Origin of the sequence: Streptomyces echinatus (assembly GCF_014203595.1) — a bacterium.
GTDB classification, from domain to species: Bacteria; Actinomycetota; Actinomycetes; order Streptomycetales; family Streptomycetaceae; genus Streptomyces; species Streptomyces echinatus.
Genome location: NZ_JACHJK010000004.1, coordinates 346,750 through 366,325, shown reverse-complemented (window position 1 = coordinate 366,325; position 19,576 = coordinate 346,750). Strand labels below are relative to the sequence as shown.

16 protein-coding genes are annotated in these 19,576 nt (G+C 73.0%); 2 read left to right on the top strand and 14 right to left on the bottom strand.

Features of this window, described 5'->3' with window-relative positions:
• Window positions 1-4: 4 nt before the first annotated feature.
• The 6 genes from FHS34_RS14200 to FHS34_RS14175 all read right to left on the bottom strand — a co-directional run bounded on the left by FHS34_RS14200 (window position 5) and on the right by FHS34_RS14175 (window position 8,658).
• On the bottom strand, window positions 5-964 hold the full coding sequence (locus FHS34_RS14200) for an ABC transporter substrate-binding protein (protein ID WP_184964941.1): 960 nt from the start codon (window positions 962-964) through the stop codon (window positions 5-7).
• 1 nt (window position 965) lies between these two features.
• Window positions 966-2,912 (bottom strand): ABC transporter permease, encoded by a 1,947-nt coding sequence (locus FHS34_RS14195; protein WP_184964939.1) that lies wholly within the window; start codon window positions 2,910-2,912, stop codon window positions 966-968.
• Window positions 2,912-4,201, bottom strand: coding sequence for a quaternary amine ABC transporter ATP-binding protein (locus tag FHS34_RS14190; protein WP_184964937.1), 1,290 nt, complete (start codon window positions 4,199-4,201; stop codon window positions 2,912-2,914). Before FHS34_RS14190 ends, FHS34_RS14195 begins: the two co-directional genes overlap by 1 nt.
• Window positions 4,198-5,730, bottom strand: a complete 1,533-nt coding sequence (locus FHS34_RS14185; RefSeq protein WP_184964935.1) for a GMC family oxidoreductase — start codon at window positions 5,728-5,730, stop codon at window positions 4,198-4,200. The genes FHS34_RS14190 and FHS34_RS14185 overlap by 4 nt, the downstream gene beginning before the upstream one ends.
• A 43-nt stretch (window positions 5,731-5,773) precedes the next feature.
• Window positions 5,774-7,294 (bottom strand): aldehyde dehydrogenase family protein, encoded by a 1,521-nt coding sequence (locus FHS34_RS14180; protein ID WP_184964933.1) that lies wholly within the window; start codon window positions 7,292-7,294, stop codon window positions 5,774-5,776.
• Window positions 7,295-8,034: 740 nt separating this feature from the next.
• On the bottom strand, window positions 8,035-8,658 hold the full coding sequence (locus FHS34_RS14175; protein ID WP_184964931.1) for a histidine phosphatase family protein: 624 nt from the start codon (window positions 8,656-8,658) through the stop codon (window positions 8,035-8,037).
• A gap of 405 nt (window positions 8,659-9,063) precedes the next feature.
• On the opposite strand from FHS34_RS14175, the gene FHS34_RS14170 reads away from it, so the two are divergent.
• Window positions 9,064-9,888: a serine hydrolase domain-containing protein gene (locus tag FHS34_RS14170; protein WP_184964929.1), complete on the top strand. Its 825-nt coding sequence runs from the start codon at window positions 9,064-9,066 to the stop codon at window positions 9,886-9,888.
• A gap of 286 nt (window positions 9,889-10,174) precedes the next feature.
• Here the strand turns inward: FHS34_RS14170 and FHS34_RS14165 are convergent, their stop codons facing one another.
• The 6 genes from FHS34_RS14165 to FHS34_RS14140 all read right to left on the bottom strand — a co-directional run bounded on the left by FHS34_RS14165 (window position 10,175) and on the right by FHS34_RS14140 (window position 16,510).
• Entirely contained in the window at window positions 10,175-11,164 is a 990-nt protein-coding gene (locus FHS34_RS14165) for a malate dehydrogenase (protein WP_184964927.1), read from the bottom strand.
• 369 nt (window positions 11,165-11,533) lie between these two features.
• A complete protein-coding gene (locus FHS34_RS14160; protein ID WP_184964925.1) occupies window positions 11,534-12,967 on the bottom strand; it encodes a helix-turn-helix domain-containing protein in 1,434 nt (477 codons plus the stop codon).
• A gap of 139 nt (window positions 12,968-13,106) precedes the next feature.
• Entirely contained in the window at window positions 13,107-13,772 is a 666-nt protein-coding gene (locus tag FHS34_RS14155; protein WP_184964923.1) for a response regulator, read from the bottom strand.
• 34 nt (window positions 13,773-13,806) lie between these two features.
• On the bottom strand, window positions 13,807-14,976 hold the full coding sequence (locus FHS34_RS14150) for a sensor histidine kinase (RefSeq protein WP_225817586.1): 1,170 nt from the start codon (window positions 14,974-14,976) through the stop codon (window positions 13,807-13,809).
• Window positions 14,977-15,192: 216 nt separating this feature from the next.
• Window positions 15,193-15,666 (bottom strand): DUF3017 domain-containing protein, encoded by a 474-nt coding sequence (locus tag FHS34_RS14145; protein ID WP_184964921.1) that lies wholly within the window; start codon window positions 15,664-15,666, stop codon window positions 15,193-15,195.
• The gene (locus tag FHS34_RS14140) at window positions 15,656-16,510 is read right to left on the bottom strand and encodes a bifunctional methylenetetrahydrofolate dehydrogenase/methenyltetrahydrofolate cyclohydrolase (protein WP_184964919.1); all 855 of its coding nucleotides are present in this window, start codon (window positions 16,508-16,510) and stop codon (window positions 15,656-15,658) included. The genes FHS34_RS14145 and FHS34_RS14140 overlap by 11 nt, the downstream gene beginning before the upstream one ends.
• A 241-nt stretch (window positions 16,511-16,751) precedes the next feature.
• On the opposite strand from FHS34_RS14140, the gene FHS34_RS14135 reads away from it, so the two are divergent.
• On the top strand, window positions 16,752-17,372 hold the full coding sequence (locus FHS34_RS14135) for a hypothetical protein (RefSeq protein WP_184964917.1): 621 nt from the start codon (window positions 16,752-16,754) through the stop codon (window positions 17,370-17,372).
• A 109-nt stretch (window positions 17,373-17,481) separates the two neighbouring features.
• On the opposite strand, the gene FHS34_RS14130 is transcribed toward FHS34_RS14135, so the two are convergent.
• Together FHS34_RS14130 and FHS34_RS14125 are read right to left on the bottom strand one after the other, a co-directional pair.
• The gene (locus FHS34_RS14130; RefSeq protein WP_184964915.1) at window positions 17,482-18,126 is read right to left on the bottom strand and encodes a LuxR C-terminal-related transcriptional regulator; all 645 of its coding nucleotides are present in this window, start codon (window positions 18,124-18,126) and stop codon (window positions 17,482-17,484) included.
• Window positions 18,090-19,412, bottom strand: coding sequence for a sensor histidine kinase (locus FHS34_RS14125; protein WP_184964913.1), 1,323 nt, complete (start codon window positions 19,410-19,412; stop codon window positions 18,090-18,092). The genes FHS34_RS14130 and FHS34_RS14125 overlap by 37 nt, the downstream gene beginning before the upstream one ends.
• Window positions 19,413-19,576: the final 164 nt, after the last annotated feature.

Below are 19,576 nucleotides of genomic sequence, written 5' to 3'. Positions count from 1 at the left end.
CCGGTCAGGACAGCCACTTCTTCCACACGTCGGGGTGGCTGTCCACCCACTTCCCCGCCGCCTCCTGCGGGCTGAGCTTCTGCTCGGCGATCATCAGGGAGACCTCGTTCTGGTCCCGCGTCGTCCAGCGGAACTTCTTCAGGAAGTCCGCGGCCTTGCCGCCGGAGTGCGCGAAGTCGGCGTTGAGGTACTTCTGCAGCGGGGTGTGCGGGTAGGAACAGGCGACCTTCGCCGCGTCCGCGTCGCAGCCCTCCTTGTACGGCGGCAGCTTCACCTCCGTCATGGGCACCTTCTGGAACAGCCACTGGGGTGAGTACCAGTAGGTCAGGAAGGGCTTCTTCTCCTTGGCGAACTGCTTCATCTGGGTGATCTGCGCCGCCTCGGAACCGGCGAAGACGACCTGGTAGTCCAGCTTCAGGTTCTTCACCAGGGCCTTGTCGTTGGTGACGTAGGACGGGGAGCCGTCCATCAGCTGGCCCTTGCCGCCGCTCTCCGGGGTGCGGAACAGCGAGGCGTACTTGTTCAGGTTCCTCCAGTCCGTGATGTCCGGGTGCTGCTTCGCCAGGTACGCCGGGACGAACCAGCCGATGTGACCGGTGACCCCGAGGTCGCCGCCGCGCGCGATCGTCTTCTTGTCCTCGACGTACCGCTTCTCCTGGTCCGGGTGGCCCCAGTCCTCCAGGAGGGCGTCGACCCGGCCCTGGCTGAGCGCGTCCCACGCGGGCACCTCGTCGACCTGGACGGTGTCGACGCGGTAGCCGAGCTTGTGCTCCAGCAGGTACTGGGCGACGGCCACGTTGGACTGCGCGCCCACCCAGGACTGCACGGACAGGGTGACCGTCTTCGCGCCCCGGGCGTTCGCGAACGGGCTGGCCTGTTTGGTCATGTCGGCGGCGCCGCAGCCGGTCAGCAACGCGAGCGCGGATGCTCCGGCGGCCACCGTGAGGGTCGTACGGATGCGCATGTCACGCTCCCTTCTTCGGGCGCCGTTCGGTGGGCTGGGTCACCCGGTCCAGCATCAGGCCCAGGCAGACGATGGCCGCGCCGGCCACCAGGCCGGTGGCCAGGTCGCCCTGGGCCAGGCCGAAGGCGACGTCGTAGCCGAGGGCGCCGCCGCCCACCAGGCCGCCGATGATGACGACGGCGAGGACCAGGACCACGCCCTGGTTGACGGCGAGCAGCAGCGCGCGCCGGGCGAGCGGGAGCTGTACCTGCCACAGCTGCTGCCGTCCGGTCGCGCCGAGCGAGCGGGCGGACTCCAGCGCCGCCGGGTCGACCTGGCGCAGTCCCTGCGCGGTGATCCGGACGACGGCCGGCAGGGCGTAGACGACGGCCGCGGCGACGGCGGGGGCACGGCCGACGCCGAAGAGGGCGACGACCGGGATCAGGTACACGAACTGCGGCATGGTCTGGAAGACGTCCAGGACGGGGCGCAGCGCGCGTTCGACGCGTTCGCTGCGGGCCGCCGCGACACCGGTCGCGAAGCCGAGGACGAGGGTGACGGCGACGGCGGCCAGCACCTGGGAGAGGGTGTCGAGCGACGGCTCCCACACGCCGAGCACGCCGATGGCGGCCATGGCGAGGACGGCGGTCAGCGCGGTCCGCCAGGTGCCGATCAGCCAGGCCAGGGCGGCCACGATCAGCAGCACCGACCACCAGGGCAGCCACTGCAGGCCGTCGCGTACGGGGTCCAGGACCCAGGTGGTGAAGTGGCCCGCCCAGTCGGCCGTGCCGCCGATGACCGGGACGCCGGAGTAGAGGTGGCCGGTCATCCAGTCGACGGCGCGGTTGACCGGTTCGGCGATGCCCACGGTCCAGCCGTCGGGCCAGTCGAGCGCGCCGAGGAGGCGGGTGGCGAGGGCCACGGCCACGGTGGCGGCCAGGGCGTAGGGCCAGCCGATCGTGCGGGGGCGGCCGTCGGCCGGGGTGCCGTTCCCGGCCGCGGCGGTGACGCGGTCCAGGACCACCGCGAGCAGCACGAGCGGGATGCCGGCGGAGAGGGCCGCGCCGACGTCGACCGAGGCGAGGGCCTGGTAGACGCGGTCGCCGAGGCCGCCTGCGCCGATGACGGCGGCGATGACGGCCATGGACAGCGCCATCATGATCGTCTGGTTGAGGCCGAGGAGGAGTTCCTTGCGGGCCAGGGGGATACGGGCGGTCAGCAGCCGCTGGCGGCGGGTGGCGCCGAGCGACTCCACGGCCTCCAGGACTTCGGGGTCGGCGCCGCGCAGGCCGAGCGCGGTGAGGCGGGCCATCGGCGGGGCGGCGTAGACGACGGTGGCGAGGACGGCCGCCGGGACGCCGATGCCGAAGACCAGGACGACGGGGAGGAGGTAGGCGAAGGCCGGGAGCACCTGCATGGTGTCCAGGACCGGACGCAGGGCGCGGTCGAGCCGGTCGGAGAGCCCGGCGGCGAGGCCGAGCAGTGCGCCGACGATCACGGAGGCGAGAACCGCCACGACCATGAGCGCGAGGGTCTGCATGGTCGGGACCCACATACCGAGGGCGCCGCAGGCGAGGAAGGCGACGGCCGTGCCGGCGGCCAGCCGGACACCGGCGACCCGCCAGGCGAGCAGCGCGCCGAACGCCGTGACGCCCGCCCAGCCCGCGGCGAGGAGGGTGAGATAGACGGCGCGGACGGCCAGGACGACGGCGTTGCTGACGTGACCGAAGAAGTACAGGAACAGGGGGTGGCTGTCCCGGTTGTCGATGACCCAGTCGCTGGCCGTGGTGAGGGGTTTGTCGAGGCTCACGGTCAGGGCGTGGGGCCAGGCGGCGCCGGGCCAGTGGGTGGCGGCCCAGGGTGCCAGTACGGCGGCGACCAGGGCGAGGAGGAGCAGCTTGCCCGCGGCGCGGCTTCTCAGGACGCGGGGTTTGGCGGTACCGGAGGCCGGGAGACTGAGCGTTGCCATCAGACGGCCTCCGGGCTGGTGCGGGGGCCCTCCGGGCTGGTGCGCGGGGCCGGCGGGACCGCCTGCCGGCGCTTGCCGCGCGCCGCCTTCCCCGTCTCCGGAGCGGGCGCCGTCTTCCCCGGGGCGGGTGCCGCCTCGGTGGCACGGCTGGCCGTCGAGGTCACGTCGGCCGTCGGGGTCACGTCGTGGACGTCCGTGCCCGCGGCCGCTTCCGCGGGGGCCGTGTCCGCGTCCACGCCGGCGACGACGCCGAGCAGGTGCTCGTGGTCGACCACACCGAGGCAGCGGCCCCGGTCCATCACGCGGGCCGGTTCCCCGGCCCGGGCCACCGCCTCGATGGCCTCGGCGACCGTGGCCTCCGGGCGGACCGCGGGGCCGGTCTCCGTGTCGTCCGACGACAGCGGGCGCATGGCCGTACGGCAGGTCATCACCTGCTCGCGCGGAACGTCGCGGACGAACTCGCGGACGTAGTCGTCGGCCGGGGAGCCGACGATCTCCTCGGGGGTGCCCAGCTGGACCACCCGGCCGTCGCGCATCAGGGCGATGCGGTCGCCGAGCTTCAGGGCCTCGCTCAGGTCGTGGGTGATGAAGACCATGGTGCGGCCCTCTTCGCGGTGCAGGCGGGTCACCTCGTCCTGCATGTCGCGGCGGATGAGGGGGTCCAGGGCGCTGAACGGCTCGTCGAAGAGGAGGACCTCGGGGTCGACGGCCAGGGCCCGGGCCAGGCCGACGCGCTGGCGCTGGCCGCCGGAGAGCTGGCCGGGGCGGCGCTTCTCCATGCCCTCCAGTCCGACCTTGGCGACGAACTCGGCGGCGCGCTCCCGGCGTTCGGACTTGCCGACGCCCTGGATCTCCAGGCCGTAGGCGACGTTGTCGAGGACCGTGCGGTGCGGGAGCAGGCCGAAGTGCTGGAAGACCATCGCTGCCCGGTGGCGCCGCAGTTCGCGCAGCCGGGACTTGTCCATCGCGCGGACGTCCTCGCCGTCGATGGAGATGGTGCCGGCGGTCGGCTCGATCAGCCGGGTCAGACAGCGGACCAGGGTGGACTTGCCGGAGCCCGACAGGCCCATGACGACGAAGACCTCACCCTTGCGGACGTCGAAGGAGACGTCCCGTACGGCGGCCGTGCAGCCGGTGCGGGCGCGCAGGTCGGCCGCGTCGAGAGCGCTGAGCTCGGGGTCGGCGGGGACGCGCTCGGGCTTGGGCCCGAACACCTTCCACAGGCCGGACACCGAGAAGACGGACTCGGTCGTGGTGGGGGGCTTGCGGGTGGGGACGGTGAGAGTCATCGAAGACCACCTCCGATCAGGTCGACGGCCTTCTCCCCGACCATGAGCACCCCGATCATCGGGTTGACGGCGGTCATGGTCGGGAAGACGGACGCGTCGGCGATGCGAATGCCGTCGAGGCCGCGGATCCTGAGCTCCGGGTCTACGACGGCCAGTTCGTCGTCGGCGGCGCCCATCTTGCAGGTGCCGGCCGGGTGGTAGACGGTGTGCGCGACCTTGCGGGCGTACTCGCTCAGCTCGGCGTCGCCGAGGACCTCAGGGCCGGGGCAGACCTCGCGCTTGAGCCAGCCGGCCAGCGGTTCGGCCTTGGCGATCTCACGGGCGATGCGGATGCCGTCGACCAGGGTCCGGGCGTCGTAGTCGTCCTCGTCGGTGAAGTACCGGAAGTCGAGGGCGGGCTTCACGGACGGGTCCGCGCTGGTCAGGTAGAGGCGGCCGCGGGACTTCGGCTTGGGGATGTTCGGGGTCATCGAGACGCCGTACCGCGGGCGTTCGTAGCCGAGGCGCTCCGGGTTGTCCGTGAACGGGATCTGGTAGAAGTGGAACATCAGGTCCGGGCCCGCGTGGCCGGGGTCGCGGCGCACGAAGAGGCCCGCGTCGGAGTCCATCGCGGAGTTCTCCGGGATCGGGCCGTTCGTCTCCCAGACGATGACCGACTCGGGGTGGTCGAGCAGGTTCTCGCCGACGCCCGGCAGGTCGTGGACGACCGGGATGCCGAGCGCTTCGAGGTCCTCGCGGGGGCCGATGCCCGAGTGCATCAGCAGGCGCGGGGAGTCGACGGCGCCGGCGCACAGCAGGACCTCGTTGCGGGCCCGTACCAGCAGTTCCTCGCCGTCCTTGGTGCGCACGTGGACGCCCTCGGCGCGGGTGCCGTCCAGCTCCAGCCGGTGCGCCCAGGTCTCCAGGAAGAGGTGGAGGTTGGGGCGCTCGTCCAGCACCGGGTGCAGGTAGGCCACGGAGGCGGAGGAGCGCTTGTTGTTCTCCGGGTGGTAGGCGAGGTCGAAGAAGCCGACGCCCTCGGTGAACGGCTTGCGGTTGAAGCCCTCGACCCGGGGTACTCCGAGCGCCGACCGGGCGGCGTCGACGAAGTCGCGGGCGATGGCGTTCCGGTCCTTCTCGTCGACGGAGACGATGTTGTTCTTCAGGCGGGCGAAGTAGGCCTCCATGGGGACGGCGCCCCAGCCCTTGGCGCCGGCGGCCTCCCACTCGTCCCAGTCGGAGGGCAGGGGCTTGAAGGAGATGAGGGTGTTGTGCGAGGAGCAGCCGCCGAGGACGCGGGCCCGGCTGTGCCGGATGTGGGAGTTGCCGCGGGGCTGTTCGGTGGTGGGGTAGTCGTAGTCGAGGTCGCCGCCGAGCAGGCCCATCCAGCGGCGCAGCGTGAGGACGTCGTCGCGGCCGACGTCGCTCGGGCCGCCCTCGATGACGGCGACGGTGACGTCGGGGTTCTCGGTGAGGCGGGAGGCGATGACGGAGCCCGCGGTGCCGCCGCCGATGACGACGTAGTCGTAGACGTGGGGGGTGTGGGACATGGGAGTACTGCTCCAGGGAGTGTTCCGGGCGGGACGGGTGGGCTCAGCCGGCGAACCAGCGCACCGGCTTCGGCGCGAGGTTCTCGTAGACGTGCTTGGTCTCGCGGTACTCGGCGAGACCGGCCGGGCCCAGTTCGCGGCCGGTGCCGCTCTTGCCGAAGCCGCCCCACTCCGCCTGCGGCAGGTAGGGGTGGAAGTCGTTGATCCAGACGGTGCCGTGGCGCAGCCGCGCGGCCACCCTGCGGGCCCTGGCGGTGTCCGCGCTCCAGACGGCGCCGGCGAGGCCGTACTCGGTGTCGTTGGCGAGGAGGACGGCCTCCTCCTCGGTGCGGAAGGTCTCGACGGTGAGGACGGGGCCGAAGACCTCCTCGCGGACGACCTTCATCTCGCGGTGACAGGCGTCCAGGACGGTCGGCTCGTAGAACCAGCCCGACTCGGGGCGTTCCGGCGCGGGTTCCGGACGCTTGCCGCCGCAGCGCAGCACCGCGCCCTCGGCGAGGGCGGAGGCGACGTACGCCTCGACCTTGGCGCGCTGCTGCTCGGAGACGAGCGGGCCGCACTCGACGCCGTCCGCCGTACCCCGGCCGAGCCTGATCCTCTGGGCGCGGCGGGCGAGTTCGGCGACGAAGCGCTCGCGGACCGACTCCTCGACGATGAGCCGGGCGCCGGCCGAGCAGACCTGGCCGCTGTGGATGAAGGCCGCGTTGAGGGCCTGGTCCACGGCGGTGTCGAAGCCCTCCTCGGTCGCGCAGGCGTCGGCGAAGACGACGTTGGGGTTCTTGCCGCCGAGTTCGAGGGCGACCTTCTTGACGGTGGGCGCGGCGGCCTGGGCGACCTTGGTGCCGCTGATCAGGCCGCCGGTGAAGGAGACCAGGTCGACGTCGGGGTGCTCGGCGAGCCGGGCGCCGACGGTGTGGCCGGGTCCGGTGACGATGTTGGCCACGCCGGCGGGCAGGCCGGCCTCCGTCAGCAGCTCGATCAGCGCGACGGTGGTCAGCGGTGTGATCTCGCTGGGCTTGATCACGAAGGTGTCGCCGGCGGCGAGCGCGGGGGCGATCTTCCAGCTGGCCTGGAGGAGCGGGTAGTTCCAGGGGGTGATCAGCGCGCAGACGCCGACCGGCTCGTGGACGACCACGCTGTGGATGTCCGGTGAGCCCGCGTCGACGACCCGGCCGGGGGCCTCGGCGGCGACCAGGTCGGCGAAGTAGCGGAAGGCGTCGGCGACGCAGTCGATGTCGACGCGGCCCTCCTCGGCGGTCTTGCCCGCGTCCCGGCTCTCCAGCAGGCCGAGTTCCTCGCGGTCGCGCACCAGGAGGTCGGCGACGCGGCGCAGCAGGGCGGCGCGTTCGGCTACGGGGGTGCGGGGCCAGGGGCCGTGGTCGAAGGCATGCCGGGCGGCGGCCACGGCACGCTCGGCGTCCTTCTCGTCGCCCTCCGCGACCACGGCGAACGGGCGCCCGTCCGCGGGGTCGAGGATGTCGCGGGTCGCGGCGGAGATTGATTCCAGCCACTCGCCGCCGGCGTGAATGGTCGCCTGGGGGTGTCGTTCCGTTCTGTCCGGCATGATCGGTGTTGCCTTCCGTTCCTGTTCCGTGCCCCTGTGTCACACACAGGTCACGCTCGGGGACCGCGGACGCCTGCCCCCGGCCCGCCCGTCGCATGCGCAATCCATGGCCGAAAGTGCGCGGCGTCACTGAAAATGTGGTCGAAATCGGTCAAAAGTACGTGGCTCCGTGCATCTGAAAGCTCACGGACCACCGTCCCGGCACCGACCGGACGGTCCGGGACACGATGGACCTGGCCCTGGACCGCGACGGCAACTGCGGGGGCGAACTGGTCCTGAAGGCGGACGGCGGCACGGTCGAGATCATCAAGCGGGGCGACCGGATGTGGATGAAGCGGGACACCGCCTACTGGAAGGCGCAGCTGCCGGCGAACGGGGCGAGACGGCCGCCCGGCTCTTCGAGGACCGCTACATCCACGGCAGCACGAGGGACCGCGTCCTCGAGGGCCTGGCCGACGCCTGCGACCTCACCGCCCTGCAGAAGGAGGTCGCGGCCCGGTCCTCCACCGGCGGCTCCGTGACCAGGGGCGAGGAGACCGAGCGGGGCAAGGGCACCGACCGGACCCCCGCCCTCGCGGACTACGACGAGCCCGTCCGCGACCCCGTCCGCGAAGGAGTCCGTGGACGTCTCCAGGCTCGACCAGCTGCTACGGGCCGGGTGAGGCGGGCGGACACGGCGAACCCGGCCGTGCGGGCCGCGGGCCGGGAAGCGAGGGTTCACCGGACGCCCACGGCGCCTGTCAGACGTGGAGCTCCTGCGGAAAGCCGGTCCAGCGGAGCTCGGTGGGGAGGTGGCCGGTGTCGTTGAAGAGGAGGACCGCCGGGGGCCGGTCGGGTGCGTAGCGGATCACCGTCAGGGCCGCGTTGGCGTGGTTGATGCCCAGCCACCGCCACTCCGGAGCCTCGAAGGCGGCTCGGACGAGCCAGCCGACGAGGAAGTTGTGGGTGACGACGAGTTCGTGACGCGGTTCGTCGCCGGTGACGGGTCCGGTGAATTGCGCGAGCGCCGCCGCCGCGAGCCCGGGGCCCTGCTCGCGTTCTTCTGCCGGGAACTGGTCCAGGAACCTGATCCAGGTGTCGGCCGCCTCCGGCGGCAGTTCCTCGCGTGCCGGAAGGTAGGGGATGTAGTCGCCCGCCGCTTCGGAACGACGGCGAGGGACTCCGTCGAGCTGTTCGGCGACCAGCCGTGCGGTCTGTTCGGCACGGGGGAGAGGACCGTGGTGGATCGCCGTCAGCGGGACCCCACGGAGCCGCTCCCCCAGCAGGGCGGCCTGGCGGCGGCCCGCGTCCGTCAGTTCACTCTCGTCCGGCGATGCCTCGCCGTGACGGGCGAGATAGAGGTAGCGGGCGGCCGTACCGGTCATGAACGTGCCCTTCGATGAGGTCGATGAGGTCGATGAGGTCGATCTTGCGGACTCGCGGAGAGACGCCGACCGGCACCGGCCGGTTCCGGGAAGGGTGGAGTCGGGCATCAAGCCGGATCAGAACGTCGTGAGGTCAGGACGACGGGCCCACCGGATCCGCGTCCCCGGCAACCCGGCCGGGAACCGGTCCCCGGCGCATCAGCCCGAGGAATGGACGGGCCGACGGCTGCGACGGCACCCCGGCCGGGACGGAACTCCGGCGGCGGCCCGCGAACCCGTGACCTGACGTGCGGACGAACCCCGGACCGGGACGGGTCTCCGGCGCCCTCGGAACCCGTGGCCTGAACTCGACGGCGGGGCATGGCCGGAGGCCCAGAATGCAGACCCCGACGAGAGGACTCCGAGATGCGCCGCATCCCGACGTGTGTGCTGACCGACGCGGGTCCGCCGGAGGTGACCGGCGGGCACGCGGTGGACCGGCATGTGCAGATCGGTTCCCTCACCAAGGCCCTGACCGGCACGGTCCTCTCCCGGATGGCGGAGGCGGGCACGGTCGGGCTCGACGACCCCGTCGAACGGTGGCTGCCGGCACCGCCCGGCACGGGCGTCACCCTGCTGAACCTGGCGCGGCACACCTCGGGCCTCCCGCGGCTGCCACCGCGCCTCGGGCGACGGGATCCGTACGCGGGTTTCGGCCAGGCGGAGTTGCTGGGGCTGGTGCGCGGCCTGGACACGGTCGCCGTACGCCCGCCGGGCGCCGAGGAGTACTCCAACCTCGGGTACGCCGTCCTCGGCGCGGCCCTGGCCGCCGCGGGCGGTGCCGCCTACGAGGAACTCCTGGACACCCATGTCCTGCGGCCGTTGGGCGTCACCGAGGTGACCGCGCACCCGTCCCCCGGCCGGCGGCTGACGGCACCGGGCCTGCTGCCCGGCGTACGGCGCAGGCCGTGGACGATGGACGGGGCGATCCTTCCGGCGGGCGGCCTGTGGGCGACGCCGCGCGCCGTCGCCGGTCTCGTCGTGGGGCTGCTGGTGGAACGGCGGCTGGGCGAGCCGTCGGCCAGCTGGCAGTCGACGGGGCGGCTGCGCTGGCACAACGGCGCGACCGGGGACGCGTCCGTGTTCGCCGGTGCGGTGGACGACGGCCGGTGGGTGGTGGTGCACCGGCTGAACGGGCGGGCGGAGGACACGGACCAGGCCGGGGTCGACAGGCTCGGACGGCCGGAGTGACCCCGCGCCCCCGGCGCCGCGCCTCCCGGTCTCCCGGCTGCCGCGCCCCCGCCGGACGGCGCTCTCGGCGACTCGGCGCCGGGCCCCGAAACGACGAGGTCCCCTCCCGCGAATCGCGGGAGGGGACCTCGTGTGTGGAGCGCCGGGCAGGCCTTGCACCTGCATTTCCCCGCAGGAAGCGGGGCGTCTTTCCTTGGACCACCAACGCATCACCTGGTGCCGGTTTCCCGGCGGCCGGTGCGTGATCAACTATAGCGCACCGGCGCCGGAGTCACACCACGTCAGCTCAGATGAGGCCGAGGCCGCGAACCGCCTCGCGCTCCTCCGCCAGCTCCGCGACGGACGCGTCGATGCGGGCGCGGGAGAACTCGTTGATGTCCAGGCCCTGGACGATCTCGTACGTGCCGTTCTTGGTGGTGACCGGGAAGGAGGAGATGAGACCCTCCGGGACGCCGTAGGAGCCGTCCGACGGGATGCCCATGGAGGTCCAGTCGCCCTCGGCGGTGCCGTTGACCCAGGTGTACACGTGGTCGATGGCGGCGTTGGCGGCGGAGGCGGCGGAGGACGCGCCCCGGGCCTCGATGATCGCGGCACCGCGCTTGGCGACGGTCGGGATGAAGTCCTCGGCCAGCCACTTCTCGTCGTTCACGGCCTCGGCGGCGTTCTTGCCGGCGACCGTGGCGTGGAAGATGTCCGGGTACTGGGTGGCGGAGTGGTTGCCCCAGATGGTCAGACGCTTGATGTCGGCGACCGTGGAGCCCGTCTTCTTCGCCAGCTGGGTCAGCGCGCGGTTGTGGTCCAGACGGGTCATCGCGGTGAAGCGCTCGGCCGGGACGTCCGGCGCGGCGGCCTGCGCGATGAGCGCGTTGGTGTTGGCCGGGTTGCCGACCACGAGGACCTTGATGTCGTCCGCGGCGTGGTCGTTGATGGCCTTGCCCTGCGGCTTGAAGATGCCGCCGTTGGCCTCCAGCAGGTCACCGCGCTCCATGCCCTTGGTACGCGGACGGGCGCCCACCAGCAGGGCTACGTTGGCGCCGTCGAAGGCGACGTTCGGGTCGTCGGTGATCTCGATGCCCTGCAGCAGCGGGAAGGCGCAGTCGTCCAGCTCCATGGCCGTGCCCTCGGCGGCCTTCAGGGCCGGGGTGATCTCCAGGAGGCGCAGCTTGACCGGCACGTCCGCGCCGAGCAGCTGGCCGGAGGCGATGCGGAAGAGCAGGGCGTAACCGATCTGGCCGGCCGCGCCGGTGACGGTGACGTTCACGGGAGTGCGGGTCATGGCGTTCTCCGTATGACAGCTGGCGGTGGGGCGTCCCTGCCCCGGGCGGATGATCGATCTCTTGGTATCAAGAGAGATCCAGCGGTCAGGCTATCGCGCATCCGCCATGCGAGACGTCCGGGGCCATGTGGCTCACCCCACAAGGGATCAGCCGGGACGTATCGGCATGCGACACGAGAAAGGCGGCCGCCCGTCGTCCGGGAGAGGGAGGGGACGGAGACGGCCGCCGGTGGGGGTACCGGTTACCGGACTCCCGTGGGGGTGACGTTCGCCTGCCCAGTATCCGGCCCGCCATGCGCGCCTCCCGGAATTTCCCTCCCCTGTTTCTCTTCTCCCTGATCCCCCGCTCCCGTTCCCCGCTTCAGCCCCTCACTCCGTACAGCCCGTCTGGCCGGAGGCGAGCGTGGCGCAGGCCCTGGCCTGGGCCGGGCCCCGTACGGCGACCATCGGGGTGTACCCGATCGTGTCACCGACGGCGGTGATGTCACCCGTCCGCCGCTCCTTGCCCGCGGTGACCCGCACGGTGTCGCCCGGTGCGCCGCCGGTGATGCGGCCCCAGGCGGCGCCGCAGGCCTTGCTGTAGCGGACCTCCAGCGTGGTGGTGCCCACGGTGGCGGTCTTGGCGGTGGTCACCAGGTCGCCACTGCACCCCATGGCCTCGGCGTCCTTGCCGGTGCAGTCGGAGCCGGTGCACTTGACCCCGGGCGGCGGGCTCCTGCGGGGGTGGGCCGACGGGGAGGGTGACGTGGCCGCGCCGCCGGTCCCGTGGCCGTCGCCGTCGCGGTGGGTGACGAAGAAGACGCCGGCGATGAGGGCGAGCACGCCGAACAGGCCCGCGAAGAACATCGTCACCTGCTGGCGGCGCGCGGACCACCGGGCCGTCGGCCCCGGACGCGGAACCGCGGCCTGCCCGCCGTGCGCGCCCGTGGCACCGGGCGCGACGGGAGTGGCGGGGATGCCGGTGCCGGGAGTGCCGGGCGCGACGGGAGTGGCGGGGATGCCGGTGCCGGGAGTGCCGGGCGCGACGGGAGTGGCGGGGATGCCGGTGCCGGGGGTGCCGAACGGGCCCGACGGGCCTGAAGGTGCGGGGGTGCCGGGCGAGCCCGGCGGACCCGGCGGACCGGGCGGGGCCGTGAAGCCCGGCGGGGTGTCGGCCGGGCCGGAAGGGGTGTCGGCGGGACCGTTCGGTCCGGCCGGCGGCCGGGTGCCCGGGCGGGCGCTCGCCTGCGACGGGCCCCGGTAACCGGCCAGCCCCCAGGAGTTCTTGACGGGCAGGGACGCCCCGGAGTCCGCCGGGCCGCGGGCGGCTCCGGCACCGGCACCGTCCCGGGGGACGGCGTCCGAGGGCTCCGGCTGGGCGGGGATCGTCGGCGAGACCCCGGCGGGACCGGCGATCCCCGGCACCGCGGCGGCCCCGCCACCGCGCCGGGCGGTCGTCCTCGTGTCCTTCTCCGGTGCGGCCCCGGCCTCGCCGAGCGCGGCCCGCGCCTGGGAGATGCGGAGCGCGTCCATGGTGGTGTCGTGCCGCATCTCCGCCCGGCTCCAGGCGCGTTCGGCCAGTTCCCACAGCGTGGTCAGATGGCCGGGGTGGGTGCCGGTGGCCTCCGCGAGCGCTATGACCGCGCCCTTGGGCGCGAGAAGACCGCCGCCCAGGTACCGCTCCCAGGACGTCCTGCTGTAGCCCGTCTGGTCGGCCAGTACCGCGACGCTCAGGCCGCTGCGGTCCACGAGCTGCCGCATCCGGCCGGTGAACTCCCTGATCTGCGGGTCCAGATCCTCCGGCAGGGCTTTCCAACGAGGCATGGGTTTCCCCCTCTTCCCCCGGTCGTGCTGTCGTTCTCACGCATGGCCCCGGGCCGCCCACAAGGATGCGCTGACCAAGGATCCCAGGTCCCGGGACGGGGTGCACGCGCGCGGGGCGGCGCGGGGGCGCCGGCCGGGCTCAGCCGCCGGGGGTGACCAGTCCCGTCTCGTACGCGAGGACCACCGCCTGCGCCCGGCTGCCCAGGTCGAGCTTGGTCATCGTGCGGTTGAGGTGGGTCTTGACGGTGGCCTCGCTGATGTAGAGGCGGTCGGCGATCTCCAGGTTGGACAGTCCCCGGGCGGTGAGCTTGAGGACCTCCACCTCACGCGTGGTCAGCACGTCGAGGCCGGGCGGGGAATCGGTGCCGGAGGGCGCCTGCTGCCGGGCGAACGCCTCCACCAGGCGCCGGGTCACACTGGGCGCGAAGAGCGCGTCGCCGCCCTCGACCGCGGTGACCGCGGCGAGCAGCCGCTCGGGCCCGGAGTCCTTCAGCAGGAAGCCGGAGGCGCCGGCCCGCAGCGCCCCGTACACGTACTCGTCCAGGTCGAAGGTGGTCAGCACCAGGATTCGGGGCGGGCGTTCGGCGGCCTGGGCGAGGATCCGCCCGGTGGCCTCGATGCCGTTGACGCCGGGCATCCGGATGTCCATGAGGACGACGTCGGGACGGGTCTCGGCGGCGAGCCGTACGGCCTCCTCACCGTCCCCCGCCTCGCCCACCACCTCGAAGCCGGGCGCGGCTTCCAGAAGGCCGACGAGTCCGGCGCGGATGAGGAACTGGTCGTCCACGACGAGCACTCTGGTCATTCCGTACGGTCGTCCCCCCGGCGTGCGCCTCCCGTCACCGCTCCGCCCGCGGCGTGTCCCCGCGGCTGCGTTCGGCGGCCGACGTCGGCAGGGTCAGCCGGACCTCGTAGCCGCCCTCGGAGCGTGGGCCGACGGTGATCGTCCCGCCGTAGAGCTTGGCCCGCTCCCGCATGCCAATCAAGCCGTGTCCCCCGCCTGTCGGCACTCTGGCCGGATCCGCTCCCTCCCCGTCGTCGCTGACGCACACGGACAGCTCGTGGGCGCCGTACCGCAGTTCCACGCGCGCGCGTGCCGGGCCGGCGTGTTTGAGGGCGTTGGTGAGGGCCTCCTGGACCACGCGGTAGGCGCACAGTTCGACACCGGGCGGCAGCGGACGCGTGGTGCCCTCGACGGCGAGCTCCACCGGCAGACCGCCGGCCCGGACCCGGTCGACGAGTTCGCCGAGCCGGGCCAGGGTGGGCATCGGCGCCCGCTCGGGGGCGTCGGGGTCCTCCTCGCGCAGCACCTGGAGCATGCGGCGCAGTTCCTCCAGGGCCTCGGCGCTGGTGTCCGCGATCGTGCCGAGCGCGCCGCGCGCCTTGCCCGGGTCGGACTCGAAGACGAACCGGGCGAGGCCGGCCTGCACGGAGACGACCGACATGTGGTGGGCGACGACGTCGTGCAGCTCCCGGGCGATCCGGCCGCGTTCCTCGGCGACCGCGCGGCGGGCCCGCTCGGCCTGTTCCGCGCGCAGCCGGCGGGTGAGTTCGGCCGAGCGGCGGGCCAGGTGCCCGAACCAGACCAGCACCGAGCAGTACAGCAGCGCCTGACCGCACACGGACGCCATGGAGGGGCTGTGGCTGACCACGCCGGCGTACACCCAGAGCACGGCCAGGCAGCCGGCGCAGACCAGGGCGGCGCGCAGCGAGCGGACGGAGGCCACGGTGTACAGGGCGAGCATGGCGCCGAAGGTGCACACCACCGGCCAGTAGCCGAGGGTGACGTAGACGGTCGCCGCGGCCTCGACGACGACGAAGACGGCGACGGGGTGACGGCCGCGCAGAGCGACCGGGAGCTGGGCGAGAGCGACGAGCACATAGGCACGGGCGTCGAGTTCCGGCCATCCCTGCGACCGGGACTCCCGCCCGAGCAGCACGGCCACCACGGCCATGGCCGTCGCGATCAACGTGTCCACGACGAGCGGGCGGGGGGTCCTCGGTCGCATCGCCGCAGGGTAACCCGCACGGCCGCGGCGGAGAGTCAACCGGACGCGGTACCGCGGAAGTTGCAGCGCGCGGCCGGCTACCGCCACGGGTGGCGGGGCGGTTCACCCCGGGGACGGACGCGCGGCGCGGGCGGGCCGCCCTAGCGTCGGGTTCGGGGGAACGGCGGTGGCCCGCGCCCCCGGGGGAGGCGCGGGCCACCGGCCGTACCGCGTGCGCTACTTGGCGAGAGTGAAGTGCAGGATGTCCTTGAGGAACGGCAGCTTCAGCAGCGGATCGGGCTGGATCATCAGCGCCAGCAGGAAGATCGCCGTGCCGAGCACGCCGTAGGTGACGATGTCGGTGAAGCGGGAGCGCACGGCGAGCATGCCGACGTCCGGCAGCAGCCAGCGCAGCACCGCGCCGCCCAGCAGCGCGGCACCGATGAGCAGGGTGCCCGGGCGGAACGCGTCCAGCGCGGTCACCAGCAGGCCTATCGCCACCAGGCCGGTGACGGCGAGCATCGGCCACTGCCGGGCGGGCGCCGGGGCGCCGCCGGCCGCGGCCCGGCCGCCGCCCTCGGGCCGTGCGGTGTCCCTGGTGAACAGCGGGAAGCGGCGGGTGGTGCGGCGCGGGCGCCCCTCGCCGTCGGGGGCGCTCACCGCGTCACGAGCGGTCGGTTCCGCGTGCCCGCGGGTGTCGTCAGCCGGCACTGCGCTCCGCCGCCTCGACCACGTTGACCAGCAGCTGCGCCCGGGTCATCGGGCCGACGCCGCCGGGGTTCGGGGAGATCCAGCCGGCCACCTCGGTCACGTCGGGGTGGACGTCGCCGACGATCTTGCCCTCGGCGTTGCGGGAGACGCCGACGTCCAGGACGGCCGCGCCCTGCTTGACGTCCTCGGCCCGGATCAGGTGCGGGACGCCCGCCGCCGCGATGATGATGTCGGCCCGCTTCAGGTGGGCGGAGAGGTCACGGGTGCCGGTGTGGCACTGAGTGACCGTGGCGTTCTCGCTGCGGCGGGTGAGCAGCAGCGGCATCGGGCGGCCGATGGTGACACCGCGGCCGACGACGACGACCTCGGCGCCCTTGATCTCCACGCCGTGGGCGCGCAGGAGGGTGATGATGCCGTTGGGGGTGCAGGGCAGCGGGGCCGGCTCGTTCAGGACCAGGCGGCCGAGGTTCATCGGGTGCAGGCCGTCGGCGTCCTTGGCCGGGTCCATCAGCTCCAGGACGCGGTTCTCGTCGATGCCCTTGGGCAGCGGCAGCTGGACGATGTAGCCGGTGCAGGCCGGGTCCTCGTTCAGCTCGCGGACGACCGCCTCGATCTCCTCCTGCGTGGCCGTGGCCGGCAGCTCGCGCTGGATGGAGGCGATGCCCACCTGGGCACAGTCGCGGTGCTTGCCCGCGACGTACTTCTGGCTGCCGGGGTCGTCCCCGACCAGGATCGTGCCGAGGCCGGGCGTGACGCCCTTCTCCTTCAGCGCCGCCACGCGGGCGGTCAGATCGGACTTGATCGCGGCTGCGGTGGCCTTGCCATCGAGAATCTGGGCGGTCATGTCCCCATCCTCGCGGATGACCCGGCCCCGGTTCCAATCCGGGTGTCACAGCATGATCAGTGATGTTGCACTTGCACAACACCTGGCGTATCCGGCTGGACAAGTAAGAGGCCGTTAAAGAACGATGAGAGGACAGTGCCGCGGGCAGTGCCGGGGGGACGGACCGCATCTGTAGAACTCTCCTCCGAACCGTGCCGCGCGTCGTCCCCGCACTTGAGCATCGCAACGGAGGAAGACCGCCATGAGCTTTGGCGACCCGAACAACCCCTACGGCCCCCCGCCTCAGCAGCCGCCCGCCGCCCAGTACGGCTACCCCCAGACCCCTCCCGGCGTTCCGCCGCAGGTTCCGGGCTACCCGCAGCAGGCCGCGTACCCGGGTTATCCGACCGCCAACGCGCTGCAGCAGACGATGCCGGGCCTGGTGACCACCGCGCGGGTCCTGCTCTACATCGTGGCGGGCGCCCAGGTTCTCATCGGGATCTTCGCCCTGCTCGGCGCCGCGACACTCAACGACGCGTCCAACGCGAGCGAGGACACCTTCGGCAACAACGCCTTCTCGGACATCGGGCACGACGGCGCCGGCATCGTCCTCGTCATCGCGCTGCTCTTCCTCGGCCTCGCCGCACTGTCGATCACGCTGGGCGTGAAGTTCTCCCGGGGTGGCCAGGGCATCCGCGTCACCACCATGGTCTACGGCATCCTGGGCGCCCTCTTCGGCGTCCTGATCCTCATCGGCGCGGCCGGCGCGAGCTCCAGTGCCGCGCTGGTGTGGGCCCTGATGTGGATCGGCTTCGGCGGTGTGATGGCGGCGGCGATGATCGCCCCGTCCGGCTCCGCCTGGTTCAACCGTCCGCGCTACTGAGCGCACCCGCCTGACACCCGACCGGGCTGTGCCCCCCGACGCGGAGGGGCGCAGCCCGGTCGTGTTTCCGGGCCCCGGGCCGGCGCGGTGCCCCGCGGCGGCCGGCCCCTCACTGGTCCAGGTGGGCCAGTACGGCGAGCACCCGGCGGTTGTCGGTGTCGGCCGGGAGGAGGCCGAGCTTGGTGAAGATGTTGCCGATGTGCTTGGCGACGGCCTTCTCGGTGACGAACAGGGCCTGGGCGATGCCCGCGTTGGAGCGGCCCTGGGCGACCAGTTCGAGGACCTCGCGTTCCCGTTCGGAAAGGCGGCCCACGGTCGCGTCGCGCTCCCTGCGGGCCAGCAGCCGGGAGACGACCTCGGGGTCCATGGCGGTGCCGCCGCCCGCCACCCGCCGGATGGACTCCAGGAACTGGGCGCCGTTGGTGACGCGGTCCTTGAGCAGATAGCCGACGCCCCGGCCGCCGCCGGCGAGCAACTCGCGGGCGTAGAGCGGTTCGACGTACTGGGACAGCAGCAGCACCGGCAGTTCCGGGTCGCGCTTGCGGGCGGCCAGGACGGCACGCAGGCCCTCGTCGGTGAAGTCCGGCGGGAGCCGGACGTCGACGACCGCGATGTCCGGCTGTTCCCGGCCGAGCGCTTCGAGCAGGTCGGTGCCGTTGTCCACGGCGGCCACCACGTCGTGGCCGTGGGCTCCGAGCAGCCGGATCAGCCCGTCCCTCAGCAGGAAGTGGTCTTCGGCGAGGACAATACGCACGGGATCTCCATCCTCACCGTCGTCGGCCCGCCCGCCGGACTGTTCACGGCCAGCACACCGTCGAAGGTGGCGAGCCGGCGCTCGATGCCCCGCAGGCCGGTGCCGCGGGAGGCGTCGGCGCCGCCGTGACCGTCGTCGGTGACGGTGATGTGGAGCATGCCGGGATCGTAACGGAGTTCGATCCAGGCCTGTTCGGCGCTCGCGTGCTTCGCGGCGTTGGTGAGGGCCTCGGAGACGGCGAAGTAGGCGGCGGACTCGACGGGCATCGCGGGCCGGCCGGGCAGGTCGGCCCGGACGTCGGTGCGCACCGGGCAGGTCAGGGCCAACGCCCGGACGGCGTCGGCGAGTCCGCGGTCGGCGAGGACCGGCGGATGGATGCCGCGGACCAGGTTGCGCAGTTCCTCCAGCGCCGCCGAGGACGACTGCCGGGCCTCGATCAGCAGGGCGCGCACGGCCTCGGGGTCGCTCTCCAGCAGGTGCTCGGCCGCGTCCAGGGTCATGCCCATGGCCACCAGGCGGGCCTGGGCGCCGTCGTGCAGGTCGCGCTCGATCCGGCGGATCTCCGCCATCTGCGTGTCCACCGCCTCGGAACGGGTGGCGGCCAGGTGCCGGATCCGGCCGGCCATCAGCTCGCTCTCGCCCGGCGCCAGCATCGCCCTGGTGTACAGGGCGTGCCGGCGGACGGCCCGCGGGGCCACCCACAGGGCCAGCGGAAGCTGGAGCAGCCCCAGGACGCCGGCGAGCACCGCCGTGGCCCGGCCCTCGACCGGGATGAACCCGTACCACAGGCCGTCCCACTCGGCGGACAGCGGAACGCCGGAGAAGGCGAGGAAGACGCCCCACAGGCCGCTGAGGATCAGGGCGAGCGGGAGGAAGGCCAGGAAGCCGCCGGCGACCGGGTCGGTGAGCACCCAGATGTACTCCCGCCGGGTCCCCGGGTCGCTCATGATCCAGCGGTAGCGGGCGACGAGACCGAAGGCGCGGTCGGGTGCGGGCGGCAGCGGTCCGGGCGGACCCGGTATCTCCACCCCCGCCCAGTCCCGGGCGAGTTCGCGCTGCCGCGCGGCCAGGTGGCGCACCCCTTCCATGGCCCGCGGCACCAGGCCGAGGCCCGGACCGACCAGACCGATCGCTCCGGACACGGCGAGCGACCGGCCGGAGGCCGCGACCGACAGCCGGCACAGCGTCGCCACCCGCCGCAGGCCCGTCAGCCCGGCGGACACCGAGAAACCCCTGATCGCGTCCGGCGGACGGAAGCCGCCTGGCTGTGTCGTGCGGTCGTCCATACGACTCGCTCCCCCTTTTCGCCGTGCTCCGCCGTACGCGGTGCCGGTGCCGTCCAGCTGTGCGGGCCGAAGCGCCCGCCACTCATTGTGGTGGCGCGGGGATGGGGAAAGCGGTGGAGATAACTCCCCTCTCTGCGGGGACCGTTCCGGACGGACGCCGTCCG